Source organism: Amycolatopsis pretoriensis, assembly GCF_900107925.1.
Taxonomy (GTDB): Bacteria; Actinomycetota; Actinomycetes; order Mycobacteriales; family Pseudonocardiaceae; genus Amycolatopsis; species Amycolatopsis pretoriensis.
The window spans coordinates 273724-299730 of record NZ_FNUJ01000004.1 but is presented as its reverse complement, the minus strand read 5'-3'; the positions used below and the strand labels follow the sequence as shown (position 1 = coordinate 299730).

The following is a 26007-nucleotide window of genomic DNA, read 5'->3' as shown; positions in this document are numbered from 1 at the left end:
TTCGGACGCTTGCGACATCGAGGGTGGCGCGAGTAGTCAGGGTCAACCCTGTGTGAAAAGAGGTCACCAGATGAAGCGCAAACGTGTCGGCGTACTGGCACTCGCCGGACTGGCGTTGCTGAGCGTCACCGGGCTGGCCGTTGGTTCGGCCAGCGCCACCGAAAGCGGGGATGCGGCCGCGCACGGGCGGGGCCACGATGACCCCGTGATCGTCGGACACCGCGGTGCCCCCGGCTACCGGCCGGAGCACACCCTCGCCTCCTACGAGCTCGCCTTCCGGATGGGCGTCAGCTACGTGGACGTCGACCTCGTGCCCACCAAGGACGGCCAGCTCGTCGCCCGGCACGAGCCGGAGATCGGCGGCACCACCGACGTCGCGAAGCACCCCGAATTCGCGAACCGCAAGAAGACGCTCGTCATCGACGGTGTCTCGACCACCGGCTGGTTCACCCAGGACTTCACGCTCGCCGAGCTGAAGACCCTGCGCGCGGTCGAGCGGATCCCGCAGAACCGCCCGCACAACACGCTCTACAACGGGCGCTACCAGATCGCCACCTTCCAGGAGGTGCTCGACCTGACCAAGCGGCTCGGCAAGGAGCTGCACCGGACGCTCGGCACCTACCCCGAGGTCAAGCACTCGACGTTCTTCTCCACGATCGGCAACCCGACCGAGCCGAAGCTGGTCGCGCTCCTCAAGCGCAACGGCCTCGACCGGCCGGACGCGCCCGCGATCATCCAGTCGTTCGAGGTCTCGAACCTGATCGAGCTGCACAAGCAGGTCCGGACGCCGCTGCTGCAGCTGACGTCCGCTTCCGGCGCTCCGGCGGACTTCGTCGCGAAGGGCGACAAGCGGACGTACGCGGACCTCGTCACGCCGCAGGGGCTGCGCGAAGTCGCGAAGTACGCGAAGTACCTCGGGCCGGACAAGGCGCAGGTCATCCCGCGGGACACGAACGACAACCTGGGCACGCCGACCGCGCTCGTCGCGGACGCGCACAAGGCGGGTCTGAAGGTGCAGCCGTACACGTTCCGGAACGAAAACCCGTTCCTGCCGGCGAACCTGCGCTCGTCGGCCGAGCCGGACGCCTTCGGTGACGTCTTCACCGAGGAGGCCGCGTTCCTCAAGGCCGGCGTCGACGGCTTCTTCGCCGACCAGCCGGACACCGCCCTCGAGTCGCTGCACGCGTTCCTGGGCCGGTAATCCCGTTGCCGCGAAGGGCGCTTCCGTGGACGCTGAGTCCGTGGAAGCGCCCTTTTCCGGTGTCATCCTGGTCAGCCGCGGCGACGAGACGCTGGTCGCCGAGGCGTCCGGTTACGCGCACATCGCCCACGGCATCGAGAACACCGTCGACACGCGGTTCGCGATCGCCAGCGGCACCAAGGGGTTCACGGCGCTGGTCGTCATCGGGCTCATCGCCGAGGGGTACCTCGAGCTGTCGACGAGAGCGCGGGACGTCCTCGGCGCCGACCTGCCGCTGATCGACGACCGCGTGACGGTCGAGCACCTGCTGACGCACACGTCCGGCATCGGCGACTACTGCGACGAAGAGGAAGATCCGCCGCCCACGCCCCTGCTCGCCACGTCGGCCGACTACCTCGCCGCACTCGACGGCTACCCGCAGAAGTTCCCGCCGGGCGAACGGTTCAACTACAACAACGGCGCCTTCGCCGTCCTCGGCTTGATCGCCGAAGGGATCGCGGGCATACCTTTCGCCGACCTCGTCCGGACGCGCGTCACCGAGCCCGCCGGGATGACCGACACGGCGTTCCTCCGCTCGGACGCGCTGCCCGCCCGGACGGCCACCGGGTACCTGGAAGACGGCCGCACCAACGTGTTCAGCCTGCCGGTGGTCGGCCACGGCGACGGCGGGATCTACAGCACCGCCCCGGACTTCCGGAAGTTCTGGACCGCCCTGTTCGACGGCCGGATCGTGCCGCGGAGGTGGGTCGACCGGCTGCGGCGCGAAGGCCCCCACGACTACGGCCTCGGCTTCTGGCTGCCGCGCCCCGGCGTGGTGCGGTCGGAAGGCGGCGACCACGGCGTCACGTTCCGGAGCGACCACCAGCCGTCATCGGGCATCACCGCGACGCTGATCTCGAACGACCACCGAGGTGGCGGGCCCCTGCTCAAGCGGCTGGACGAGTATTTGACGAAGGCTTGACACCCTCGGGGACCAGGGCTACTTTCGGCAAATTCAATGGTCTGGCCGCATACCTTTCAAGAGGTGCCCGAATGGACGTTTCCGACCAGCAGACCACTCCCGACCACGATGACGACAGCGCGCGCCTGCACCAGCTGGGCTACGCGCAAGAGCTGAAACGGACGATGTCCGCGTTCTCCAACTTCGCCGTCTCGTTCACGATCATCTCGATCCTCTCCGGCTGCCTGACGCTCTACGGCTTCGGCATGAAGACCGGCGGGCCCGCCGCGATGATCTGGGGCTGGCCACTGGTCGGAGTGTTCGTCATCCTGGTCGGCCTGGGCATGGCCGAGGTCTGCTCCAGCTACCCGACCGCGGGCGGCCTCTACTACTGGGCGGCGCGGCTGGCGCGGAAGAACGGCGCCGCGTGGTCGTGGTTCACCGGCTGGTTCAACCTGATCGGGCAGATCGCCGTGACCGCCGGCATCGACTTCGGCGCGGCGCTGTTCCTCAACGCGTTCCTCGACCTGCAGTGGGGCTTCACCGCGACGCCGGGCCACACGATCCTGCTGCTCGCGATCATCCTCGTGGTGCACGGCCTGCTGAACACCTTCGGCGTCCGGATCGTCGCGATCCTCAACAACGTCAGCGTGTGGTGGCACCTCATCGGCGTGCTGGTGATCGTCGGCGTGCTGGTCTTCGTGCCGGCCAAGCACCAGGACGCGTCGTTCGTCTTCGGCAGCTTCGTGAACCAGACGGGCTGGGGTTCGGCGTTCTACGTCTTCGCGCTCGGACTGCTGGTCGCGCAGTACACGCTGACCGGCTACGACGCTTCGGCACACATGACGGAGGAGACGAAGAGCGCGGCGACGGCCGGGCCGCGCGGCATCGTCATGTCGATCGTCGTCTCGCTCGTCGCGGGCTGGATCCTGCTGATCGGCCTGACGTTCGCGATCCAGGACTACGACGGCGCGGTCGGCTCGGCCACCGGCGTCCCGCCCGCGCAGATCTTCATCGACGCCACCGGCGCGGTCACCGGCAAGTTCCTCCTCCTCATCTGCATCGGCGCGCAGCTGTTCTGCGGCATGGCGTCGGTGACGGCGAACTCGCGGATGATCTACGCCTTCGCCCGCGACGGCGCCATCCCGGGGTCGAACTTCTGGCACAAGATCAACAAGCGCACGCAGACCCCGACGAACGCGGTCTGGCTGGGCGCGGGCGGCGCGCTGATCCTGGCCCTGCCGTACCTGTGGAGCACGACGGCCTACGCGGCGGTGACGTCGATCGCGACCGTCGGCCTGTACGTCGCCTACGTGATCCCGGTGTTCCTCCGCGTCCGCCAAGGCGACAAGTTCGAGCGTGGGCCGTGGCACCTCGGCCGCTGGGGCAAGCCCGTCGGCATCATCGCCACGGCGTGGGTCGTCGTGATCTTCGTGCTGTTCATGCTCCCGCAGGTCTCACCGGTGACGGCGGATTCGTTCAACTACACCCCGATCGCGTTCCTGGTCGTGCTCGGCGGCGCCGCGCTGTGGTGGGTGGTCTCGGCCCGGAAGTGGTTCAAGGGGCCGAAGGTCCAGGGGTCCGAGGCGGAACTGGCTGCGGTCGAGCAGGAGCTGAAGGAGCTGGGCTGACGTCGTCGGCCGGGGTGCGGCGGCCGGGGCGGACCACCGTCACGGCCGCCGCACCCAGCGCTCCGACCCCCGCGAACGCGTAGAAGCCCCACGGGTACGCGATTCCCGCCGTCAGCAGCGCGCCGCCGAGGATCGGGCCGGAGATCGCGCCGATGCGGCCGATGCCGGCCGACCAGCCGAGGCCGGTCGCGCGGATCGCGTCCGGGTAGATCCGGCCGATGTACGCGTACACCAGCACCTGCGCGCTGAACACGAAACAGCCGGTCAGGAACACCGCCGCGTACAGCCCGACCGCCGGCAGCTTCACGCTCAGCAAGGCCAAGAACACCGCGCCCGCGCAGAACCACACGATCGCCGACGGCCGGATGCCGACGCGGTCGGCCACGCGCCCCGCGACAAGCAGCCCGACGATCCCGCCGACGTTCAGCGTCAGCAGCAGGCTCAGCGCCGCGCCCAGCGGGTACCCGGCCTGGCGCATGATCTCCGGCAGCCACGTGTTCAGCCCGTACACCAGCAGCAGCCCCATGAACGACGTCACCCAGAACGCGATCGTCGCGCGCAGCAGGCCGCCGCGGAACAGCCCGGCGACGGCGTGCCCGGCCGACCGCTCGGTTTCGCGGACCCGCTGGAACGTCTCGGACTCCGGCAGGAACTTCAGCATCAGCGGAATCAGCACCACGGCCGGGATCGCGCCGGCGACGAACATCGCGCGCCAGCCCAGCGGCGAGATCAGCACGATGCCCAGCAGCGCCGTCAGCACCGCGCCGACGTGGTAGCCGGTCATCACCGTGGTCGTCGCGCTGCCGGACTTGCCTTGGCGCGCGTACTCCGTGACCAGCGTGATCGCCGTCGGCAGGCAGCCGCCGAGACCCAGGCCGGCGACGAACCGCAGCAGGCCGAAGACGAACGTCGAGGGCGCGAACGCGCACAGCAGCGTGCACAGCGAGAACAACGCCACGGAGATGATCAGCGACTTCCGGCGGCCGATGACGTCGGTGATCGTGCCGATCGCCAGCCCGCCCAGCATCATCCCGGCCAGCCCGACTGTCGAAACGATCGACGCCGTACCGGGTGTCAGGCCCCAGACGTGGTCGCGCAGCAGCACGGGCAGCACGGAGCCGAGCACGACCAGGTCGAACCCGTCGAGCAGGACGGCGGTCCAGGCCAGGGGCACGACCCAGGAGCGGGCGCCAGGGGACATCGGGAACCTCCGGTTGCGCGTCGGTGCACGTGATCCGCACAGGTGTGCGGATTGCGCACAAGTATGCACGCGGGGTACGACGTAATCCAGCTCACTTCCACTGAGCGGAAGCCGAGCGTAGGGCTCCTACCTGCGGGAAGATCACGCGGGTGGAGATCCTGACGCTGATGGGCGTGCTCGCGGGTTCGCTGGCCCTGACCGCGCTCGCCCGGCGGTACAACCTGTCGGCGCCGCTGCTGGTGGTGGTCGTCGCGCTCGGGGTCGCGCTGATCCCCGGCGTGCCGCGGTTCGAGCTGGAGCCCGAGCTGGTGCTGACCGTCGTGCTGCCGCCGCTGCTCTACTCGACGTCGCTCGAAAGCTCGTTGACGCACTTCAAGAACAGCCTGCGGCCGATCGTCGCGCTCGGGGTGGTGCTGGTCGCGGTGACCGCGGTGGTCGTCGCCTTCGTCGTGCACCTGCTGCTGCCGGACGTGCCGTTCGCCTCGGCGCTGGTCCTCGGCGCGGTGGTGGCGCCGCCGGACGCGGTGACGGCGGTGGCGATCGGGCGCAAGCTCGGCCTGCCGCGGCGGCTGATGACCGTGCTGACCGGGGAAAGCCTGGTCAACGACGCCGCCGCGCTGACGCTCTACAAGGTCGCGCTCGCCGCGGTCGCGGGCACCGCGGGTTCGGCCGGGCACGGGTTCGCGGTGTTCGGCGTGGCGACCGTGCTCGGCATCGCGGTCGGCCTGGCGATCGGGGCGGCCGTCGTGCTGGTCCGGCGCCTGCTCGACGACCCGCTGATGGAGTCGGCGTTCGGGATCATCGTGCCGTTCGGCGCGTACGTCACCGCGGAGCACCTCCACCCGTTCGGGGAGGAGTTCAGCGGGTCCGGCGTCCTGGCGGTCGTCGCAGCCGGCCTCTACCTGGGGGCGCGCTCGCTGTACGCGTCCCCGGCGACGCGCATGCAGGACAGATCGGTGTGGGCGTCCATCGACGTCCTGCTGGAGGCGCTGGTGTTCGCGCTGATGGGGCTGCAGCTGCCGTTCGTGCTCGACGGCGCCGCGCACGCCGCCCGCGACAACGGGACGCTGGCCCTGGTCGCGGTGGCCGTGCTGCTGGTGACGATGGTGGTGCGGATCCCGGCGGTGTTCGTCTTCGCGTACCTACCGCGGGCGATGCGGCTGTTCGGCCGCGGGCGCGCGGCCCCGTCGTGGCGGTCACTGGCGGTGCTTTCGTGGACGGGCATGCGCGGCGTCGTGACGCTGGCCGCGGCGGCCGGCGTCCCCGCCGATACGCCGGGACGCGAGGAGATCCAGCTGTTCGCGTTCACCGTGGCGATCGGGACGGTGCTGATCCAGGGGCTGACGCTGCCGCCGCTGATCCGGGCGCTGAAGGTGCAGGACCCGTCGGAGGCGTCGCGGGACGAAGCCGAGGAGCTGGCCGCGCGCGAGGTCGCCAAGAAGGCGGCGCACGACCGGCTGCGCGAGATCAGCCGCGAGCGACTGGCGTCGCTGGACCTGCCGCCCGAGAAGGTCCAGCGGCTCAAGGAGCGCCTGGAACGGCTGGTCGACACGCGCTACCGGTTCGCCGAAGCGACGATCAAGCTGTCGGGCGAGGACCGTCCGGGCACCCCGCAGGCCCAGTTCGCCAAGGCCCGCAGGGAGCTGCTGATCATCCAGCGCAAGGCGATGATCGAGGAGAACCGCGCCGGCCGCCTCGACGACGACATCCTGCAGAAGGTGCTGCGCGAACTGGACCTCGAGGAGATGTCGGTGACGGCGACCCTCACGAACCGATTGAGCTGATGACCTCCCAGGTCCGCTTGCGTTCCGCGCTCGACCGGATGCCGGTCTGCGAGACGAGGACGTCGGTGGCGCCGGCGTCGTAGTAGCGCTGCAGGCCCTTGAGGACGGTCTTCTCGTCGCCGATGATCGCGAGGTCGGCGGCGTGCTCGACGCCTTCCGCGTCCAGAATCCGCCGGTAGGACGGGATCTGGCCGTAGAAGGACATCTGCTCGACGGCTTTCGCCCGGACTTCTTCAGGCTCATCGGTGACGATGGCGGGGACGGCGGCGAGGATGCGTTTGCCGGCCATGGCCGGGACGATCAGTTCGGAAAGCGCTCTCGGGCCGGCGAGGAAGGGCAGCGTGCCGTCGGCCAGCTCGGCGGTCACCTTCAGGGCTTGCGGCCCCATCGCGGCGACGACGATCGGGATGTCGGCCGCGCCGGCCACTGTGGACGGTCCGGGCGTTTTGGCTTGGATGGTCTCGCCCTCGAAGTCGACGGCTTCCCCGGCGAAGACCTGTTTCAGGACGGTCAGGTACTCGCGCAGGTGCCGGATCGGCGGCGGGTACTCGACGCCGTAGACGGGACCGAGGAAGCCCTTCGAACCGAGCCCGATGCCGAGGGTGAAGTTCCCTTGGGTGGCGGCCTGCGCGGTCTGCGCGGCACTCGCGACGAGCAGGGGGTGCCGCGGGTAGGTCGGCACGACGGAGGTCCCGACCTCGATCCCGGGCACTTCCCGCCCGGCCAGCGCGGCGACCGCGATGGCGTCCTGGCTGAGCGGGAGCTGCGAGAACCAGACGGACTTCAGGCCGGCGTCGGCGGCTTGGCGGGTCTGGGCGAGCAGCTCGTCGACGAGGTTCGGCGAGGACTCGGTGTCGCCCGAGGGCAGCGTGACTCCGATGGTCATGAACCCAAGTTAACGAGCGCCGCCACCGATTTCCGGCGTCCCAGGACCTGAGATCAACGCCGGCGGCCCAGAAGCCTTCGCAGGGACCGAAGCCGCCCGCGCGGCTGGGTGGTCCCCGCCTGCAGAACCAACTCGAGCACCGCAGCCTGCTGATCCACGTGCGCGAAACCCGGCGAAGCGGCCACCGCGCGCCGTAAGTCCTCCGGGTCGGCCGTGGCGGTGCGGAACCCGGCTACCCCGGTCACGTCGATCGGGCCTCGGCTGTGCGTCTCCACGAAAGAAATCTCCTGCGGTATGGCTGCGGTGTCCGTCCCTCTCGTTATCGCGCTGTTACCGCCGGTGTTACCGCTCCCGGGTCGCCCGGTCGAGTGCTTCGCCGCTCCCAGGAACTGAGAACCCGAGCACACCCCGCGAGTTTCGCCCACCCTGTGGCGAAATACCGATCACCGAGGAGCACCCATGTCGCTCACCGACGTCATCGAAGGCACCCGCAAGGCCGTCGACGCCGATCCGCACAACGCCGCCGTCTCCTTCAGCGTCGGCCACACCCTCAAGCCCGGCACCAAGACCGAGGTCCACGTCCAGGTCCGAGACCACAGCTTCACCGTCGACGAGCCGCCCGCGCTCGGCGGGACCGACCAGGCCGCCAACCCCGTCGAGTACGCGCTCGCCGCCCTCGGGTCCTGCCAGGTCATCACCTACCAGTTCTGGGCGGCGAAACGCGGCATTCCGCTCGACTCGGTCAAGGTCACCGTCGACGGCGACCTCGACCTGCACGGCTTCTTCGGCTTCTCCTTCAACACCCGCCCCGGATTCGGGGACGTGCGCGTGTCCGTCGAACTCGACGGGCCGGCGAGCCGGGAGCGCTACGAAGACCTCAAGCGCGAGGTCGACGAGCACTGCCCGGTGCTCGACCTCTTCCGCAACGAGACGCCGGTCAGCACCAAGCTGACCTAGACGAACTGGTGCCGGACGATCGTCTGGTCGCGGCCCGGGCCCACGCCGATCGCCGAAATCCGGGCGCCCGACAGCTCTTCCAGGCGCTCGACGTACGCGCGCGCGTTCGCCGGGAGCTCCTCGAACGTGCGGCACGCCGAGATGTCCTCGAACCAGCCCGGGTGCTCTTCGTAGATCGGGATCGCGTGGTGGACGTCGGTCTGGGTCATCGGCATGTCCGGCGTGCGGAAGCCGTCGACCTCGTAGCCGACGCACACCGGGACCTTCTCCAGCCCGGACAGCACGTCCAGCTTCGTGAGGAAGTAGTCGGTGATGCCGTTGACGCGCACCGCGTAGCGCGCGATCACCGCGTCGAACCAGCCCGTGCGCCGCGAGCGGCCCGTCGTCACGCCGAACTCGCCGCCCTGCTTGCGCAGGTACTCGCCGGACTCGTCGTGCAGTTCGGTCGGGAACGGGCCCGAGCCGACGCGGGTCGTGTACGCCTTGAGGATGCCGAGCACCGTGGTGATCCGGCCCGGGCCGATGCCCGACCCCGCGCTCGCGCCGCCGGACGTCGGGTTCGACGACGTCACGAACGGGTACGTGCCGTGGTCGACGTCGAGCAGCGTGCCCTGGGAACCCTCCAGCAGCACGGTTTCGCCGCGCTCGAGGGCCTGGTTCAGCTGCAGGCGCGTGTCGGCGATGCGGTGCGCGAACTTCTCGCCCGCGGCCAGCACCTCGTCGGCGACCTCGTTCGCGTCGAGCGCCTTGCGGTTGTAGACCTTCACCAGCACCTGGTTCTTGAACTCCAGCGCGGCTTCGACCTTCTGCCGGAAGATCTTCTCGTCGAGCAGGTCCTGCACGCGGACGCCGACGCGGGCGATCTTGTCCTGGTAGCACGGGCCGATGCCGCGGCCGGTGGTGCCGATCTTGCGGCTGCCGAGGTACCGCTCGGTGACTTTGTCGATGGCCACGTGGTACGGCATGATCAAGTGCGCGTCGGCGGAGATCAGCAGCTTGGACGTGTCGACGTCCCGCGCTTCCAGCCCCGAAAGCTCGTCGAGCAGCACACCCGGGTCGACCACCACGCCGTTGCCGATGACGTTCGTCACGCCCGGCGTCAGGATGCCCGAAGGGATGAGGTGCAGGGCGAAGTTCTCGCCGTTCGGCAGGACGACCGTGTGACCGGCGTTGTTGCCGCCCTGGTAGCGGACGACCCACTGGACGCGGTCACCCATCAGGTCGGTGGCCTTGCCCTTGCCTTCGTCTCCCCATTGGGCACCGATGAGCACGATGGCCGGCATGTGACACTCCAGGTGTTCGACGACTGAGGTTTAGTGTCCCGGACGGACACCGGTGGCGCTGACGAAATGCCGGTGCATGACTGTAACGGAGGACCTGCGGGTGCGCGGAATCGTGGTGGCCTGTGGCGACGACGCGGCCGGCTTCGAAGAAGTCGACGACGTCGAATCCGTCCGCGTGCCCAGCCGTCCCGGCAAGGCGGAAATCGACCCCTTGCTGGGCGAACACGATCACCTGGTCGTGTCGGGCACGGACGCGGACCTCGCCGCAGTCGTCCTGCGCCTGCTGCGGAAGGACGCGCTCTCCGGCGTGTCGGTCGGGTACGTGCCGTCGTCGCCTGACTCGTCGGTCGCCGCGCTCTGGGGGCTGCCGAAGTCGCCGCTGCAAGCCGTCGCGCTCGCGCTGCGCGGCGAGGTCGACCCGGTGCCGCTGATCCGCGACGACGTCGGCGGCGTGCTCGTCGGGCGCGGCGAGCTGCGGCTGGTCCGCGGGGTCGCCTACGCCGACGAGCAGGTGGCGCTGCGCGGGCCGGCCTCGACGATCGAGGTGACGCCCGACCCGGGCGGCCCCGGCCTGGCGATCCGCGTCGTGAAGGGGACCCTCTTCAAGCGGCCGACGACGTTCTACTCGCGCGCGTTCCAGATCGGCTGCCTCCCGACGCGGCCCGTCAGCGATGACGTCGTCCACGAGCGCTCGGTGGGCAAGTGGACGTGGTACCGGCACACCCAAGACCTTCGGCTGGTTCGCGGACCGGCCTGACCTGCTAGTTTCACGGTCGAGTGGGCCTACGGCCACGCAGCGTTCACCAACGGGCAGCAACATGTCACCTATACGTGTTGCACACGCCACTCCGGTGTATCAGGGTTAGCTGTCCCCACACCTGAACCGGAGGCAGCAAAATGCCAACCAGGCGTGCTGTTCGTCATTCGTTCACCATTCTCGCGGCCACCGCCGTGCTCTCCGGGACGCTGGTCAGCGTCGCCGAAGCCACTCCGCCGGGCATCCCGTCGGCTTCGACGGCGAAGACCGAGCTCGCGTCCCTGACCGTCAAGGCCGACGGTTCGCAGACCGGCTACAGCCGGGACAAGTTCCCGCACTGGATCGACCAGGGCAACAGCTGCAACACCCGCGAAGTGGTGCTCAAGCGCGACGGCACGAACGTCGCCACCGGCTCGGACTGCGCGCCGACGTCCGGCTCGTGGAAGAGCCCGTACGACGGCGCCACCTGGACCGCCGCGTCCGATGTGGACATCGACCACGTCGTGCCGCTGGCCGACGCGTGGCGCACCGGCGCGTCGTCGTGGACGACCGCGCAGCGCCAGGCGTACGCGAACGACCTCACCGACCCGCAGCTGATCGCCGTGACGGACAACGTCAACCAGGAGAAGGGCGACAAGTCGCCCGACCAGTGGAAGCCGCCGCTCACGTCGTACTGGTGCACCTACGCGAAGATGTGGGTCGCGGTGAAGTACAAGTTCAAGCTGACGATCAACACGGCGGAGAAGTCGGCGCTGACGGACATGCTGGGCCGCTGCTGATCGCTGTCAAGGGCGAATCCTTGCGGTGTCACGGTTTGGGACCGCGGTTCGCCTGCTGGGACGGCCTTCAGCGCGTGGTTAGCGTCGCTCATCGAAGACGCAACCGCTCCCCGCTGGAGGCCGTCCGGTGTCCCCCCTCTTCCGCGCTCGCAACGCCGCGGCCCTGCTCACCCTGCCCCTGCTGCTGACCGCCTGCGCCGCCGCCGGCACCGAAGAAACCGCTTCCGGGCCACCGAAACCCGGCGGCACGCTGCGTCTGGGCATCTCGTCCGCACCCGACTGCATCGACCCGCAGCAGGCCGCCACGAACGCGTCCATCAACGTCGGCCGCCAGCTCGTCGACTCGCTGACCGACCAGGACCCGAAGACCGGCGAGATCAAGCCGTGGCTGGCCGAGAAGTGGGAGATCACCGCCGATTCGACGGCGTTCACCTTCCACCTGCGCGCCGGCGCCACGTTCTCCGACGGCAGCCCGGTCGACGCCGCCGCCGTCAAGACCAGCTTCGACGCCATCAAGGCGCTCGGCACGAAAGCCCAGCTCGGCTACGGCTACCTGGCCGCGTACAAGGCATCCACGGTCCTCGACCCGCAGACCGTGCGCCTCGACTTCTCCGCGCCCAGCGCGCAGTTCCTGCAGGCCAGCTCGACGATGTCACTCGGCCTCCTCGCGCCGGCCGCGTTCCGGAAAACGCCGGAACAACGCTGCCAGGGCACCGGCCTGATCGGCTCGGGTCCGTTCGTCTTCGAAAGCCTGAAGCAGAACCAGGAAATCGTCCTGGCCAAGCGCAAGGGCTACGCGTGGGGCTCGTCGCTGTTCAAGCACCCGGGCGAGGCCTACCTCGACAAGATCGATTACAAGATCGTGCCCGAACCCGGCGTCCGCACCGGCAGCCTCGCCTCCGGCCAGCTCGACGCCGCCACCGACATCCAGCCGGTCGACGAGCCGCAGTTCACCGGCAACGGCTTCAGCGAGAACATCCGGCCCAACCCCGGCGTCGTGTTCAACCTGCACGCCAACACCGCCCGCGGCGTGCTCGCCGACGAGAAGGTGCGCCAGGCCGTGCTCAAGGGCGTCGACCGCACCGAGGTCGTGAACACCGTGCTGACGCCGAGCTACAAGGCGGCCACGAGCATCCTCGGCTCGGCGACGCCGCTGGTCAGCGACCTCTCGCAGCAGCTCGCGTACGACCAAAAGGGCGCGGCGGCGCTGCTCGACGGGGACGGCTGGGTGCCCGGTCCCGACGGGATCCGCGTCAAGAACGGGCAGCCGCTGAGCGCGTCCGTCGTGTTCTCGCCGGTGTTCAACCAGAACCGCAGCGTGCTGGAGCTGATCCAGCAGCAGCTCCGCAAGATCGGGTTCGACCTGCGGATCGAGCAGCACACGACGGCCGAGACCACGCAGATCCAGCTGTCGGGCCACTACGACTTCCTCTGGTACAACGTCACGCGCGCCGACCCGGACATCCTGCGCGGCCAGTTCTCCACCAAGGCCGGCAACCGCAGCAAGCTCACCCCGGGCAACCCGCTGGACATCGCACTCGACGCGCAGTCGTCCACTGTGGACACCGCCAAGCGCAAGCCGTCCGCCGACGAGGCCCAGAAGCTCATCATCGACCACGCCTACGCGGTCCCGGTGTTCGAACTGACCCAGGTCGTCGCGCTGAGCTCGAAGGCGCACGCCGTCGACTTCGAAGCGTCGTCACGGCTTCAGCTGTTCGACGCGTGGCTGTCGTGAGGCGCTACCTCCTCCGCCGCGTCGGGCAGGCGGTGTTCGTGCTGTGGGCGGCGTTCACGCTGTCGTTCCTGATCCTCTACCTGCTGCCGGGCGACGCCGTATCGGCGAAGCTCGCCAGCGGGGAGGCGGGTTCGTCGGCGACGCCCGAGCAGCTCGCCGCCGCTCGCGCGGAGTACGGCCTCGACTCGCCGCTGCCTGTCCAGTACTTGAAACGCCTGGTCTCGGCCCTGCACGGCGACTTCGGCCGCAGCGTCGCGACCGGCGACGAGGCGTCGCACATGGTCGTGACGGCGTTGCCGCCGACGCTCGCGGTCACCGGGCTGGCACTGGTGTTCGCGGTGCTGTTCGGCGGCGGCTCGGCGTTCCTCGGCACGTTCACGCCGTTCCGCTGGCTGCGGCAGGCCCTGCTGTCCCTGCCGTCGCTGGCGATCTCGCTGCCGCCGTTCTGGGTCGGGCTGCTGCTGATCCAGTTCTTCTCGTTCCGGCTGCGACTGCTGCCGGCGCTGGGCACTGATGGCTTCGCGACGATCATCCTGCCCGCGATCACCCTGGCCCTGCCGACCGGCGCGATCATCGGCCAGGTGCTGGCGAAGAGCCTGGCGACGCAGCAAGACGAGCCGTACGCGGAGATCGCGGCGGCGAAGGGCGCGAGCCGCTGGCGTGTCCACTTCGGACATCTGCTGCGCAACGCCGCCGTGCCGACGCTGACCGTCGCCGGCGTGGTGGCGGGCAACCTCGTCGCGGGGTCGGTGATCACCGAAACGGTCTTCTCGCGCGACGGCGTCGGCCGGATCACCGCGGCCGCCGTCACCGCGCAGGACGTCCCGGTCGTGCAGGCGGTGATCGTGCTGGCCGCGCTGGTGTTCGTGGTGCTCAACCTGGTCGTCGACCTGCTGTACCCGCTGCTCGACCCGCGCATCGCCCGGACGCCGGAGGTGGCCCGTGGTTGACCTCGCCGTTCCAAAGCGGAGCTTTCACGTGAAAGCTCCGCCTGGACTGGTGCTGGCGGTGGTGGTGCTGGTGTTCGTGCTGCTCGCCGCCTTCGTGCCGGGGCTGCTGACCGGGTACGACCCGATCACCGGCGTCCCGGCCGAGCGGCTGCAAGGGCCGTCGCCGCACCACCTGTTCGGCACCGACGAGACCGGCCGGGACGTCTACGCGCGGGTGATCCACGGCGCGTCGCTCTCGCTGCGGGCGACCGCGATCGCCGTGCTCGTGGCGCTGGCCGCGGGCTCGGCGCTCGGTCTGCTCGCCGGGTTCCGCGGCGGCTGGGCGGACACGGTGATCATGCGGGTCGTCGACGTCTTCCTGGCCATCCCGCCGATCCTGCTGTCGCTGGCGCTGGTCACCGCGCTGGGCTTCGGCACGACGAACGTCGCGATCGCCGTCGGCATCGCGAACCTGGCGTCCTTCGCGCGGGTCATGCGCGCGGAGGTGCTGCGCGTGCGAAACGGCGTGTTCGTCGAGGCGGCGCGGGCTTCCGGCGTGCGCTGGTCGAGCGTGCTGCTGCGGCACGTCCTGCCGAACGCGGCCGGCCCGGTGCTCGCGCTGGCGACGTTGACCCTCGGCACGGCCGTGCTCGAGGTGTCGGCGCTGAGCTTCCTCGGCTTCGGCGCGACGCCGCCGACGCCGGAGTGGGGCTCGCTCGTCGCGGGCGGGCGCGGCTTCCTGGCCACCGCGTGGTGGATGACGACGTTCCCGGGCCTGACGGTCGCGGCGGTGGTCCTCGCCGCGAACCGGCTGTCCCGCGCGCTGGACGGAGGAGACCGATGAGCCTGCTGCGGATTTCGGACCTGGCCGTGTCGTACCGGGGAGTGCCGGCCGTGCGTGACGTCGGGTTCGACGTCGACGCGGGCGAAGTGGTCGCCGTTGTCGGCGAATCGGGTTCGGGCAAGTCGACGACGGCGCACGCGGCGATCGGCCTGCTCCCGCGCGGCGGTCGCGTCGACGGCGGTTCGATCACCTTCGACGGCCGGGATCTGCTGTCGCTGTCGCCAAGGCGGTGGCGATCGGTGCGCGGGCGAGAGATCGCGCTGGTGCCGCAGGACCCGGCGGTGTCGCTGAACCCGGTGCACCGGATCGGCGACCAGGTCGCGGAGGTGCTGAAGATCCACGGCCTCGCGGACCGGCGTTCGGCTTCCCTGGAGGCGATTTCCTTGCTGGAACGCGCGGGTGTCCCCTCGCCTGAGCTGCGCGCCCGGCAGTACCCGCACCAGCTGTCGGGCGGGCTGCGGCAGCGGGTGCTGATCGCGTCGGCGCTGGCCGGGCGGCCGAAGCTGATCATCGCGGACGAGCCGACGTCGGCGCTGGACGTCACGGTCCAGCGCCGGATCCTCGACCACCTGACGTCGCTGGCGTCCGAGTCCGGCACGGCGATCCTGCTGATCACGCACGACCTCGGCGTCGCGGCAGACCGCGCGTCGCGGATCGTGGTGCTGTCGCAGGGGTCGGTCGTCGAAGAGGGGACGTCGGTGGTCAGCGCGCCGACACACCCGTACACGCGGCAACTGATCGCGGCGGCGCCGAGCTTGTCGAGCACGCTTCGGCCGCCCGCACCTCCGACTGAGCCGCTGGTGTCGGTGCGGGACCTGGCGAAGTCGTTCGACGGAATTCGCGCCGTCGACGGGGTCTCGTTCGACATCCCTCGCGGCCAGACGCTGGCTCTGGTGGGCGAGTCGGGCTCGGGCAAGTCGACGACGGCGCGTCTCCTGCTGCGCTTGGAAACGCCGTCGTCCGGATCGGTGTCGTTCGACGGCCAGGACATCACTGGGTTGTCGGGCGAGGAGCTGCGCCGGTTGCGGCGGAGGATGCAGATCGTGTACCAGAACCCGTACGCGTCGCTGAACCCGAAGTTTTCGGTCGAGGAGGTGGTGGCGGAGCCGCTGCGGGCGTTCAAGCTGCCGCGCGACCGGGTCCCGTCGTTACTGGACCAGGTGGCTTTGCCGTCGTCGGTGGCGCGCCGCAAGCCGGCGGAGCTGTCGGGAGGTCAGCGCCAGCGGGTGGCGATCGCCCGGGCGCTGGCGTTGCGGCCGGACTTGGTGGTGTGCGACGAACCGGTGTCGGCGCTGGACGTTTCGGTGCAGGCGCAGATCTTGGCGTTGCTGGCGGATTTGCAAGCCGAACTCGGGTTGTCGTACCTGTTCATTTCCCACGACCTGGCCGTGGTGCGGCAGCTCGCGGACCAGGTCGGCGTGATGCGCGCGGGCAAGCTGGAGGAGCTGGGACCGGTGGCGCAAGTGTTGGAGGAGCCACGGGCGGAGTACACGAAGGAACTGCTGGCCGCGATTCCCGGGCGGTCGGTCCAAGAGGTGGGCTGAGACAGAAACCGGACAGGATCGACGGTGAGTGCTTTTCCCACTGCGCTGAGCGACGTATGGTCTGGACCATGCGGAGGATCGGCGTGGCCTTCGTGGCCTTGGTGCTGATGATTTCGGGTGCGGTGCCGACCTCGGCCGCCGCCGGGCGGAGGGTTGTCCTCTACTACCAGACCATCTACAACGGCTCCACCTACGTCTCGCCGCTCCCGCTGCGCGACGCCGGGGCCACGGACGTCATCGTCGGGGCCATCCACCTCGATACCAACAGCGTCGTCCACCTCAACGACGATCCGCCGAACGCCGCCAAGTTCACGCGGATGTGGCAGGACCTCGCCACCCTGCGCAGCCAGGGCGTGCACGTCCTCGCGTTCGTCGGCGGGGCCGCCGCGGGCAGTTTCCAGCGGCTCGAAACCCAGTTCGACACCTACTACCCGTTGCTGCGGAACCTCATCCGCACCTACTCGCTCTCCGGCATCGACCTCGACGTCGAAGAGCACATGTCGAACGCCGCCCTGAACAAGCTGATCGACGCGCTCCGGGCCGACTTCGGCAGCTCGTTCCTCGTCACCCTCGCCCCGGTCGCCACCGAACTCAGCGGCGGCGGCGGGCTCTCCGGCCTCAACTACGACACCCTCTACCGCGACCGCGGCGCGCAGATCTCCTGGTTCAACGCGCAGTTCTACTGCGGCTGGGGGTCCCTGAGCAGCACCTCCGGCTACGACAACATCATCCGCCGCGGGATCGTGCCGGCGAGCAAGGTCGTCGCCGGGACCGTCACCAACCCCGCCAACTGCAGTGGGTACGTCGCCATGTCGACCCTCCAGTCGACCGTGCGCAGCCTCAAGAGCAAGTACGCGGACTTCGGCGGCATCGACGGCTGGGAGTACTTCAACTCCCTGCCCGGCGGGACGTCCGCGCCGCAGCAGTGGGCTCAGCAAATCGCTCCGGTCGTGAAGGGCTGAGCAGTACGCTCGGGTGCGTGCGCATCCTCTTCACGTGCCGCCCGGCGTACGGCCACCTGTTTCCCCTGCTGCCGCTCGCGAACGCGGCGAAAGCGGCCGGGCACGACGTCGTGTTCGGCACCGGAGAGGCGTTCGTGCCCAAGGTGCGCGACCTGGGTTTCGAAGTCCACCGCGCCGGGATCGGCATCGGCGAGGCGGAGGCCGAAGCCAAGAAACGCCACGGTGAGGACGCGGGCTTCCTCGACGTCGGCATCACGATGTTCGCCGAGCTGCTGCCGCAGTCGCTGCTCGACGACCTGACGCCGCTGCTCCCGGAGCTGCGTCCCGACCTGGTGGTCTACGAGATGAGCGACGTCGGCGCCGGGATCGCCGCCCGCCGCGCCGGCATCCCCGCCGTCTCTGTCGTGATCGGGCGGTCCATGCCGCCGGAGGTCCTGGCCGTCGCCGCGGAACGGCTGCGGCCGCTCTGGGGAACACTGCCTTCGGACGCCCTGTTCGGCGACGCCTGCGTCGACGTCTGGCCGGACAGCGTCCGCGACCCGGGCACCGCGGGCATCCCGAAGGTGTTCCGGATGCGCCCGACGCCGTACGACCCGGACGTCCCGCTGCCGCCCCTGCCCGAAGACGGTTTCGTCTACCTGACGCTGGGCACGGTGGTCTTCGGCGCGACGGACGTCCTGCGCGGCGCGATCCGCGCGTTGTCGAGCCTCGACGTCGACGTGCTGGTGGCGCTGGGTCCCGGCGATCCCGCGGCGTTGGGTGAGCTGCCGGCTCGCGTCCAGGTCGCCGGTTTCGTGCCGCAGGCCGAGGTCCTGAAACACGCGGGTCTGGTCGTGCACCACGGCGGCACGGGCACGGTGCTCGCCACGCTCGCGGCCGGGCTGCCGCAGCTGATCCTGCCGCAGGGCGCCGACCAGTTCGCCAACGCCGAGACGTTGTCCACCCTCGGCGCCGCACGCGCTTTGGTCGGCGACGCGATCCGGATCCCCGCGATCGAGACGGCGGCGCGCGAGCTGCTCACCGACCCGAAACCACTCGAAATCGCCCGGGGCATCGCCGCCGAGATCGCGGGAATGCCGTCGCCGGACCAGGTCCTGGCCGAGATCGTCAGCTGGGCGGGCTGACCAGCGCCAGGATCTCGCGCGCCACGGCGTCGTTCTGGCGGAAGCTCGCCGCGTTCGTGCGAGGGCGCGTGAACGCCGCCGCCGAGCGGGCGCTCGTGTGCGGGCCCACCGCGAACCGGTGCGGGTGGGGCCGGCCGGTGCCGTCGAGGAGGCGGGAGTCCGACACCCGCGTGTGGATCCGGCCCGACGGCAGCAACGCGCCGGTCACCGGGTCCGCGACCGTCTCCTCGGCCAGCTCGCCCGCGTCGCGCAGCTGCCGGAGCAGGCCGTCGGCCGCGCGGGTCACGCTGGGGCCCGGGAGCCGCGCCTCGACGAGTGTGCGTGCCGGCACCGTCCCCGGGTAGCTGGCGCTCGTCGAGACGAACGCGCCGCCGTCCGTCGTCACCCGCATTTCCGCGCCCGCGAACGAGACCACGCCGGCTTCGTGCAGCGCCAGCAGCTCCTCCAGCCGGCGTGGCGGCGGCCCGCTGGCGTAGTACGAGAAGAAGCCGTGGAACCATCCGTCCATATCGGACACTTGGGACGACGCATCCAGCCGTCCTTTTTGGACCAGCACCGGCAGCTGGCTGTACACCGACAGCAACGCCATGAACGCGCCGAGGTCGGCGCTGAACTCCTGGTCCGCCCGGCGCGCGAGGTCGGCCTCGACGTACTCCCGCAGCTCCTTGCCGAACTCCTCCGCCGTGCCGAACTCGCGGCCGCGCAGAGGCCGGTCCAGGTGGTCGAGGTCGAGGCGGTCGGCCTCGGCGGGCACCGCCCGCGCCACGAGGTCGCGCATCCCCGGCGAATCCCACGGCAGGTCGGCGAAAGCGTCGGCGAACACCGCGAAGTCGAGGCACACGCGGTCCGGGTGCCCGGTGAACAGCTCGCTGTAGTAGCCCCAGGCCAGTTCCTTCGCGATCAGCGGCCAGACGTCCGCGCGGAAGTCGAGCGCCTCGCCGGCGAGGCCGTCCATGGCGTAGGCGTCGAAGAACCTGGGCAGCCGCAACGGTTTCCCGCGCAGCCGGTAGCCGATCTTCGCGTGGTAGGGCACTCCGCGCCGCGAGCCGACGTGCAGCACCGGCTCGGCGCCGCTCGGGTGGTAGCGCAGCCCGCCGGTCTCGAGCTCCTCGAAGCGGCCGCCGCGGCCCTCGGTGAGCAGCAGCATCAGGTCGACGAACGCCAGCCCGAACCCGCGCACCAGCACGGTTTCGCCCGGCGCGATGCCGGAGTAGTCGACGTCGGCGGTGTAGCCGGCCGGGTAGTAGGCGAGCCCGTGCCGCGCGGCGAACGTCACGAGCTCGCGCTCGCGGTCGTCCGGTTCGGCGTCGAGGTGCCCGACGGTGAAGACGACGGCGTCCGCGCGCACGGTCGTGCCGTCGGACAGGCTGACGGTGTGGCCGTCGACCCCCACCGCGCGCGCCGCGTGCTCGACGACGTCGATGCCGTCGGGGAGATCGCCGAGCACCTTGCGGTAGAACCAGGTCAGGTAGGCGCTCTGCAGCCGCCGGGTCGGGAAGTCGAAGCTGTCGAGGGCGGTCAGCTCGGCGACGACGTCAAGTGGGACCTCCGCGTCGAGCGCGCCGTCACGCACCTTTCGCGCCCACTCCAGCAGCGTCGGCCCCGGCCGGACCGGGCCGGTCATCGTCACCGACTCGTCGGTGAACATCGTGACGTCCTCGGGCATGGAGTTCATCCGCAGCAGCGGCGACTGGTCGTAGCGCCACACGCGGCCGGGGCCGGGCGGGAACGGGTCGATCAGGTGCACCTCGAGCCGCCGGTCGCGCAGTAGCTCCGCGTTCGCGCCGAGCCGCTCGAGGACGCCGACCCCCCGGGGTCCGGCGCCCACGACGGCGAGGGTGAACGGCGCGCGATCGGCCACGAGACCGAAGCTACGCGCGGGATCCGGCGCCGGGCGTCCTTCCCATACTCCGGAATTCCGGGAATAAAACCAAACACTCCGGCGAGCGGCGCCGAATCCCCGGAGCAGGTTGGCGAGAGGAGCGGATTTGTCCGTAGTCCACCCAGGCGCCGCGGCCTTCGAAGCATGCCTCCGACTGCGAAGACTTGGCCGCTGAAACAGACCCGGAGCACTGGCGGGACGTCGTGGAGGCCGCGTCGGAGGCGGCCGGGGTCGACGTCGAATTCGTGGTCATCCCGCGCCGGTCCCTGACCGTCGTGTTCAACCGGGCGGCGCCGCCCACCTTCGAGCAGGTCCGCGCGTCGATCGAGGTGATCGAGGCGAACCGGCGCTGGTTCCACCCTGCGGACTTCGTTGCCGCTCTCTTTCGCGAGGCGTAGCTCTGGCCGTACCGACGTGGATGGAGGACGGTATGCCGGTCGAGTTCCTGGGCATCGGAGGCACGCACGACGGGTCGGAGACGCACGCCCGCTCGGGCGGGGTGTTCGACAAGGAGTACACGCTGCGCCTGGCCCGCGCGCACGAGGACTTCGGCTGGGACCGCGTGCTGTTCGCCTACGGCTCCGGCTCGCCGGACCCCGCGCAGGCGGCCGCGTACGTCGCCACGAAGCTCGACAAGCTGCAGATCCTGCTGGCGCACCGCCCGAACGTCTCGTACCCGACGTTCGCGGCGAAGACGTTCGCGACGCTCGACCGGATTTCCGACGGCCGCCTGACGGTCCACTTCATCACCGGCGGCAACGACCACGAGCAGCAGCGCGAAGGCGACTACCTGACGAAGGACCAGCGCTACGCCCGGACGCGCGAAGCCATCCAGATCATCAAGAAGGCGTGGACGTCGGACGAGCCGTTCGGCTTCGACGGCGAGTACTACCGCTTCGCCGACTACGTCTCCGACGTGCGGCCGGTGCAGAACCCGCGGCCGGGAGTGTCGTTCGGCGGCTCGTCGCCGGCCGCGTACGCCGCCGGGAGCGCCGAAGCGGACATCTACTGCCTATGGGGCGAGCCGCTCGCGCAGACCGCGGAGCAGATCGAGTCCGTGCAGGCCGCGGCGCTGGCGGCGGGCCGCACGGACGTGCCGCGGATCCAGGTGGCGTTCCGCCCGATCATCGCGCCGACCGAGGAGCTGGCCTGGGAGAAGGCGTACGCGACGGTGGGGGCGATCAAGGACCGGACGCAGGGCGGGCAGCCGCTGACCAGGCGGCACAAGCTGACCGAGCCGGAGAACACGGGCTCCCAGCGCCTGCTGGCGCTGGCGGCCCAGGGCGAGCGCTTCGACCGCGCGCTGTGGACCCCGACGGCGGCCGCAACGGGCGGCGCGGGCAACTCGAACGCGCTGGTCGGGACCCCGGAGACGGTGGCGCAGGCACTGCTGGACTACTACGACCTGGGCGTGGAGATCCTGTCGGCGCGGGGCTACGACATGCTCGGCGACACGATCGACTTCGGCCGGTACGTGATCCCGATCGTCCGGGAAGAGGTGGCGAAGAGGGACGCCTCACGAGCGGCGCAGGCCACGAGGACCCCGGCGGAGGACGCCCTGGCCGTCGACGGCTGACCACGCTTTCCCGAGTGGCCCGGCCTCGGCGGCGGAGGCCGCTGCCGCACCCGGCCGGGCGCTTTTCCGGCGACGCCCGGCTCCCAGCCCACCGCCCCGGGCCCGCACCGGGCCGAGCCGCTTTCCCGACGGCCGCCGGACCGACGGCCCACGGCCGGGGCCGAGCCCCGCGGCAGGCGGAGCCACAGCCGGAAGCCCCCTGGTCAAAGCCGCAGCCGAGACTCCCGGCTCCCTGCCCGGACCAAGTAGCCACCTCGCGAACGCGAGGTGGCTACTTTTGCCTCTGGTCCTCCGCCCATCGGGTACGGAATGATCCATTGGTGACTCCTGGGCGACCAGCCAGACACTGCGGGCTATCGTCTGACTCGTCCAGGAAAGCTCCGTGACACCTTGGATACCGGCGAAAGAACCTAGAGATTTACCAACAGTCACGGGACACTGGCTGAGGTAACTCACGTACCGTGACTGCCTCATGACCGACCGGTCCTCTCATCACCATCGGTCATGCGAGGCGCACGGTCTGCACAAGAGGTCGGGAGAAAGCGCATGGCAGCTCCGCGGGATCGCGTCACGTTCCGCGAGGTGTTCGGGATCGCCGAGTTCCGGTCGCTGTGGTTCGGTGAACTGCTGTCCATCGCCGGCGACCAGCTGGCCAGGGTCGCGCTGTCCATCCTCGTCTTCACCGCCACCGGCTCCGCCACGCTGACCGGCCTCACCTACGCGCTGACGTTCGCGCCGTCGCTGCTCGGCGGCATCTTCCTCACCGGGCTCGCCGACCGGTTCCCGCGACGGACCGTGATGGTCGCCGTCGACCTCGTGCGGGCCGGGCTGATCCTGCTCGTCGCCATCCCCGCGCTGCCGTTCTGGGTGGTCTGCGTCCTCGTCGCCGGTGTCTCGCTGCTGAACCCGCCGTTCAAGGCCGCGCAGCTCGCGCTGCTGCCGCAGATCCTCGAGGGCGACCGGTTCGTCGTCGGCATGGGTGTGCGGAGCATGACCGTGCAGACCGCGCAGCTGCTCGGGTTCGCCGGCGGCGGTGCGCTGCTGCTGGCGCTCGACCCGCACGTAGCCCTCGTGCTCGACGCCGCCACGTTCCTGCTGTCGGCCGCCTTCGTCCGGTTCGGCGTGCGTTCGCGGCCGCCGGCCGCGAACGCCGAGAAGCGCAAGCCCTTCTTCGCCATGATCGGCACCGGGGGCCGGGTGGCGTTCGCCAGCCCCGCGCTGCGGGCGCTCGTCCTGTTCACCTGGCTGATGGGCCTGCTGCCGGTCTACGAGGGGATCGCCGCGCCGTACGTCTCGTCGGCGGGCGGCGGCCCCGAGCTCGTCGGGCTCCTGCTCGCGGCCGACCCGGTGGGCAGCGTCATCGGCACGTTCGTCTTCACGCGGTGGGTGCCCGCCGAGGCACGGCCGAAGCTGATCGGGCCGCTGTCGGCGCTGGGCGCCGTGCCCATGCTGGCCGGCTTCGCGCAGCCGAACCCGTACGTGTCGATCGTCCTCTTCGTCCTTTCCGGCGCGTTCGGCTCGGTCGCGCTGCTGCAGGCGACCGCGTCGTTGACGCTCGCGGTACCGGACGAGAACCGCGCCCAGACGATGGGCCTGTCGAACACGGGACTGACGACGATGCTGGGCGTGAGCCCGCTCATCGGCGGCGTGCTGACGGACCTCGTCGGGGCGCAGACGACCGTCGGCATCTTCGGCGTTGCCGGATTGATACTTACGGTTCCGCTCGCGCTCGCCTGGCGGCGCTCACGGCTTTCGGGGGCGGGCGAAGGCGGGCATGACTATGAGACCCAGCGCGCCGAACACGCCTGAGCACGCTCGACACGCTGGTTTCGTCATCGCGACCTTGCGGCGCGGCTCCGGCTCACTGATCTCTGGAACGCATCGCTGGCCACCCTTCGATCCGGCGTCCCGGAAAATGTACACACCTAAGGCCCTTGTGGACAGACGGCAAACGGGCTGAAACTGTCCGTGAGTGGTTCATCACCACCACCGAGCGCAAGGGTCTGGGGGAAAAATGGTCACATTGGGGGAACGGTCTGGACAAGGCGTGATTTCTGGTGTTGCGGGCTGGGCGCTGTGGCGGCGGCCGCCCCGCTGGATCGCTGTCACGCTCGCGGCGATCGCAGTACTGGTGGGCTGGACGGCCGTCGCCACGGTCACCACCACGATCACGCTGAAGCACCTGGGCATCCTCGGTCTGCTGGGCGCGCTCGCCCTGGCCCAGGCCGAGGTCAGCCGTCGCATCGAGCGCCAGCGGCGCATCCTGAGCGACGGCCCGCACATGAACATGACGTCGGTGTGGCTGCTGCCCGCCGCGCTCCTGCTGCCGACGCAGCTGGTCACCTTGCTCGGGGTGACGCTGTACGTCGGCCTGGCGCTGCGCAGCTGGTCGGGCACGCGTCCCGGCCAGCCGCACCGGGTCGCCGCGAACGCCACCAGCGCGACGCTGTCGGCCTGCTCGGCCGGGCTGGTCACGCACTTCTCGACCGGGCTGAGCGTCGCCGCCGTCTCGCTCGCGGTGGCGGTGTACTTCGTCGTCAACGCGGCCCTCACCGGGCTCGGCCTCTACCTGGCCAACCCGGAGGAGGCCACGGTCGAGAGCTGCCTCGGCGGCATGGACGACAACCTGCTCGAACTGTCCACGCTGTGCGTCGGCGGGCTGCTGGTGATGGTGCTCGGCCAGGAGCCGCTGCTGTCGGTGCTGGTCATCCTGCCGCTGTACGTGCTGCAGCGGTCCGTGCTGGTCAAGCGGCTGGAAGAGCTGGCCACGACCGACCAGAAGACGCAGCTGCTCAACGCCACGACCTGGCAGGACGGCGCCCAGCGCGAGATTTCCCGCGCGGAGCGCGACAAGGGCAGCTTCGGCGCCATGATGATCGACCTCGACCACTTCAAGCGGATCAACGACACCTACGGGCACCTCGCGGGGGACGACGTGCTCAAGGCGGTCGCGGCCGTGGTCAAGCAGGAGACGCGGGCGCACGACCTGGTCGGCCGGTTCGGCGGCGAGGAGTTCGTGGCGCTGCTGCCGTCGACGTCCAAGGAGGACGCCATCGTGACGGCGGAACGGATCCGGCAACGGGTCAGCGAGCTGATCATCAGCACGAAGACCAACGAAGGCGCCTTCGTGGACATCGAACGCCAGACAGCGTCGATCGGCGTCGCGTCCTACCCGCTCGACGGGTCGTCGATCGAGGAAGTGATGGCGTCCGCCGACGCGGCCGTGTACGCGGCGAAGCACGGCGGGCGAAACCGCGTGGTGGGCTCCGCCGAAGCGGCCCTCGCCGCGGCTTAGCGCAGCCGGTCGATGACGTCGCTCGCCTTCGTCTGGAGGCGGGCGACGCCGCCGACCGTGAATTCGGTGAGCAGGTCGATCAGGGCCTCCTGGTCCGGCGGCTCGCCGTCCCAGGTCGCCTGCACCAGTGACTCCGTCATCGCGAAGAAGAGCGTGACGAGCGCGCGGTCGGCGCGGCCGGAGTCGATGCCGTGCGCCGCCCACCTCTTGCGGGCGGCGCCGGCGTAGACGACCGCCAGCCTCTCCCTCAACCGGGTGAGAGCGGGGTCGCCCGCGCGCTCGGCCGCGCGGAGCACGCCGTAGGCCTCCGGGCTGTCGGCGACGAAGGTGACCATGTTGGCGTAGTTGGCCCGCGCCCAGGCCCGCAGGCCGGGCTGCGGGTCGGTCACCGCCGGGCTCGCGATCGCGGCGAACGCCTGCTCCTCCGTCACGGCCACGACCTCGGAAAACAGCGTCGCGCGGTCACCGAACTGCTCGTAGACGGCCTGGCGGGAAACGCCGGCTTCACGCGCGATCTGCTCGATCGTCGCGCCCTGCATCCCGTGCTGCGCGACGACCTTCGCCGTCGCGTGCAGCACGCGGGCGCGCTGCTCCCCGACCGGGAGCTTGCGCGGCCGCCCGCGCGGAGCCGGGCTTGACATGTGGTCCACCTCACGTGACTCTTTTTTCGACACCTCTGTCTGAAAAGGTGTTCCCC

The 26007-nt window shown here is 70.2% G+C and carries 22 protein-coding genes; 17 read left to right on the top strand and 5 right to left on the bottom strand.

Going from position 1 to position 26007, the window contains the following annotated elements; translation table 11 throughout:
- Nucleotides 1–70 precede the first annotated feature (70 nt).
- The 3 genes from BLV96_RS18895 (at nt 71) to BLV96_RS18885 (ending at nt 3772) form a co-directional block, all read left to right on the top strand.
- The gene (locus BLV96_RS18895; protein ID WP_086684957.1) at nt 71–1201 is read left to right on the top strand and encodes a glycerophosphodiester phosphodiesterase; all 1131 of its coding nucleotides are present in this window, start codon (nt 71–73) and stop codon (nt 1199–1201) included.
- A gap of 25 nt (nt 1202–1226) precedes the next feature.
- Nucleotides 1227–2162 (top strand): serine hydrolase domain-containing protein, encoded by a 936-nt coding sequence (locus BLV96_RS18890; protein ID WP_086684960.1) that lies wholly within the window; start codon nt 1227–1229, stop codon nt 2160–2162.
- Nucleotides 2163–2233: 71 nt separating this feature from the next.
- Entirely contained in the window at nt 2234–3772 is a 1539-nt protein-coding gene (locus BLV96_RS18885; protein ID WP_086684962.1) for an amino acid permease, read from the top strand.
- Here BLV96_RS18885 and BLV96_RS18880 read toward each other — a convergent pair.
- Entirely contained in the window at nt 3699–4973 is a 1275-nt protein-coding gene (locus BLV96_RS18880) for an MFS transporter (protein ID WP_086684964.1), read from the bottom strand. The two genes, BLV96_RS18885 and BLV96_RS18880, sit on opposite strands and share 74 nt — an antisense overlap.
- A 149-nt stretch (nt 4974–5122) precedes the next feature.
- Between BLV96_RS18880 and BLV96_RS18875 the strand changes: the two genes are divergently transcribed.
- The gene (locus tag BLV96_RS18875; RefSeq protein WP_086684967.1) at nt 5123–6757 is read left to right on the top strand and encodes a Na+/H+ antiporter; all 1635 of its coding nucleotides are present in this window, start codon (nt 5123–5125) and stop codon (nt 6755–6757) included.
- On the opposite strand, the gene BLV96_RS18870 is transcribed toward BLV96_RS18875, so the two are convergent.
- The gene (locus BLV96_RS18870) at nt 6738–7643 is read right to left on the bottom strand and encodes a TIGR03564 family F420-dependent LLM class oxidoreductase (RefSeq protein WP_086684970.1); all 906 of its coding nucleotides are present in this window, start codon (nt 7641–7643) and stop codon (nt 6738–6740) included. The two genes, BLV96_RS18875 and BLV96_RS18870, sit on opposite strands and share 20 nt — an antisense overlap.
- 459 nt (nt 7644–8102) lie before the next feature.
- Between BLV96_RS18870 and BLV96_RS18860 the strand changes: the two genes are divergently transcribed.
- Complete coding sequence (locus BLV96_RS18860; RefSeq protein WP_086684976.1) at nt 8103–8600, top strand: OsmC family protein; 498 nt, start codon at nt 8103–8105, stop codon at nt 8598–8600.
- Here the strand turns inward: BLV96_RS18860 and BLV96_RS18855 are convergent.
- Nucleotides 8597–9883, bottom strand: coding sequence for an adenylosuccinate synthase (locus BLV96_RS18855; protein WP_086684979.1), 1287 nt, complete (start codon nt 9881–9883; stop codon nt 8597–8599). The genes BLV96_RS18860 and BLV96_RS18855 overlap by 4 nt on opposite strands.
- 76 nt (nt 9884–9959) lie before the next feature.
- Here BLV96_RS18855 and BLV96_RS18850 point away from each other — a divergent pair, with 76 nt between their 5' ends.
- From BLV96_RS18850 to BLV96_RS18815, 8 genes are all read left to right on the top strand, one after another.
- Entirely contained in the window at nt 9960–10640 is a 681-nt protein-coding gene (locus BLV96_RS18850; RefSeq protein ID WP_425266184.1) for a hypothetical protein, read from the top strand.
- 140 nt (nt 10641–10780) lie between these two features.
- Nucleotides 10781–11419 (top strand): HNH endonuclease family protein, encoded by a 639-nt coding sequence (locus BLV96_RS18845; RefSeq protein WP_208608263.1) that lies wholly within the window; start codon nt 10781–10783, stop codon nt 11417–11419.
- A 127-nt stretch (nt 11420–11546) separates the two neighbouring features.
- Nucleotides 11547–13154, top strand: coding sequence for an ABC transporter substrate-binding protein (locus BLV96_RS18840; RefSeq protein ID WP_086671847.1), 1608 nt, complete (start codon nt 11547–11549; stop codon nt 13152–13154).
- On the top strand, nt 13151–14104 hold the full coding sequence (locus BLV96_RS18835; RefSeq protein WP_086671845.1) for an ABC transporter permease: 954 nt from the start codon (nt 13151–13153) through the stop codon (nt 14102–14104). Before BLV96_RS18840 ends, BLV96_RS18835 begins: the two co-directional genes overlap by 4 nt.
- 28 nt (nt 14105–14132) lie before the next feature.
- Nucleotides 14133–14927, top strand: a complete 795-nt coding sequence (locus BLV96_RS18830; RefSeq protein ID WP_086671843.1) for an ABC transporter permease — start codon at nt 14133–14135, stop codon at nt 14925–14927.
- Complete coding sequence (locus BLV96_RS18825) at nt 14924–16471, top strand: dipeptide ABC transporter ATP-binding protein (RefSeq protein ID WP_086671842.1); 1548 nt, start codon at nt 14924–14926, stop codon at nt 16469–16471. The genes BLV96_RS18830 and BLV96_RS18825 overlap by 4 nt, the downstream gene beginning before the upstream one ends.
- A gap of 68 nt (nt 16472–16539) precedes the next feature.
- Nucleotides 16540–17433 carry a glycosyl hydrolase family 18 protein gene (locus BLV96_RS18820; RefSeq protein ID WP_086671870.1) on the top strand — a complete coding sequence of 298 codons (894 nt, stop codon included), beginning with the start codon at nt 16540–16542 and terminating at the stop codon, nt 17431–17433.
- A gap of 17 nt (nt 17434–17450) precedes the next feature.
- Nucleotides 17451–18557 (top strand): glycosyltransferase, encoded by a 1107-nt coding sequence (locus BLV96_RS18815; RefSeq protein WP_086671840.1) that lies wholly within the window; start codon nt 17451–17453, stop codon nt 18555–18557.
- Here the strand turns inward: BLV96_RS18815 and BLV96_RS18810 are convergent.
- Nucleotides 18541–20418: an FAD/NAD(P)-binding protein gene (locus tag BLV96_RS18810; protein WP_086671839.1), complete on the bottom strand. Its 1878-nt coding sequence runs from the start codon at nt 20416–20418 to the stop codon at nt 18541–18543. The genes BLV96_RS18815 and BLV96_RS18810 overlap by 17 nt on opposite strands.
- Before the next feature lie 185 nt (nt 20419–20603).
- On the opposite strand from BLV96_RS18810, the gene BLV96_RS18805 reads away from it, so the two are divergent.
- From BLV96_RS18805 to BLV96_RS18790, 4 genes are all read left to right on the top strand, one after another.
- Nucleotides 20604–20837, top strand: a complete 234-nt coding sequence (locus BLV96_RS18805; protein ID WP_244180309.1) for a hypothetical protein — start codon at nt 20604–20606, stop codon at nt 20835–20837.
- Nucleotides 20838–20869: 32 nt separating this feature from the next.
- Nucleotides 20870–22015 carry an LLM class flavin-dependent oxidoreductase gene (locus BLV96_RS18800; protein ID WP_086671837.1) on the top strand — a complete coding sequence of 382 codons (1146 nt, stop codon included), beginning with the start codon at nt 20870–20872 and terminating at the stop codon, nt 22013–22015.
- A 546-nt stretch (nt 22016–22561) separates the two neighbouring features.
- A complete protein-coding gene (locus tag BLV96_RS18795) occupies nt 22562–23824 on the top strand; it encodes an MFS transporter (RefSeq protein WP_086671834.1) in 1263 nt (420 codons plus the stop codon).
- 322 nt (nt 23825–24146) lie between these two features.
- Entirely contained in the window at nt 24147–25310 is a 1164-nt protein-coding gene (locus BLV96_RS18790; protein WP_086671832.1) for a GGDEF domain-containing protein, read from the top strand.
- Here BLV96_RS18790 and BLV96_RS18785 read toward each other — a convergent pair.
- Entirely contained in the window at nt 25307–25951 is a 645-nt protein-coding gene (locus BLV96_RS18785; protein WP_086671830.1) for a TetR/AcrR family transcriptional regulator, read from the bottom strand. The two genes, BLV96_RS18790 and BLV96_RS18785, sit on opposite strands and share 4 nt — an antisense overlap.
- Nucleotides 25952–26007 lie beyond the last annotated feature (56 nt).

Excerpts from the sequence above, each read along its gene's own strand:
- BLV96_RS18845 (WP_208608263.1), top strand. The coding sequence starts at position 10,781 with ATGCCAACCAGGCGTGCTGTTCGTCATTCGTTCACCATTCTCGCGGCC.
- BLV96_RS18785 (WP_086671830.1), bottom strand. The coding sequence starts at position 25,951 with ATGTCAAGCCCGGCTCCGCGCGGGCGGCCGCGCAAGCTCCCGGTCGGG.
- BLV96_RS18855 (WP_086684979.1), bottom strand. The coding sequence starts at position 9,883 with ATGCCGGCCATCGTGCTCATCGGTGCCCAATGGGGAGACGAAGGCAAG.
- BLV96_RS18825 (WP_086671842.1), top strand. The coding sequence starts at position 14,924 with ATGAGCCTGCTGCGGATTTCGGACCTGGCCGTGTCGTACCGGGGAGTG.
- BLV96_RS18820 (WP_086671870.1), top strand. The coding sequence starts at position 16,540 with ATGCGGAGGATCGGCGTGGCCTTCGTGGCCTTGGTGCTGATGATTTCG.
- BLV96_RS18870 (WP_086684970.1), bottom strand. The coding sequence starts at position 7,643 with ATGACCATCGGAGTCACGCTGCCCTCGGGCGACACCGAGTCCTCGCCG.
- BLV96_RS18885 (WP_086684962.1), top strand. The coding sequence starts at position 2,234 with ATGGACGTTTCCGACCAGCAGACCACTCCCGACCACGATGACGACAGC.
- BLV96_RS18800 (WP_086671837.1), top strand. The coding sequence starts at position 20,870 with ATGCCGGTCGAGTTCCTGGGCATCGGAGGCACGCACGACGGGTCGGAG.
- BLV96_RS18795 (WP_086671834.1), top strand. The coding sequence starts at position 22,562 with ATGGCAGCTCCGCGGGATCGCGTCACGTTCCGCGAGGTGTTCGGGATC.
- BLV96_RS18895 (WP_086684957.1), top strand. The coding sequence starts at position 71 with ATGAAGCGCAAACGTGTCGGCGTACTGGCACTCGCCGGACTGGCGTTG.
- BLV96_RS18850 (WP_425266184.1), top strand. The coding sequence starts at position 9,960 with ATGACTGTAACGGAGGACCTGCGGGTGCGCGGAATCGTGGTGGCCTGT.
- BLV96_RS18880 (WP_086684964.1), bottom strand. The coding sequence starts at position 4,973 with ATGTCCCCTGGCGCCCGCTCCTGGGTCGTGCCCCTGGCCTGGACCGCC.
- BLV96_RS18860 (WP_086684976.1), top strand. The coding sequence starts at position 8,103 with ATGTCGCTCACCGACGTCATCGAAGGCACCCGCAAGGCCGTCGACGCC.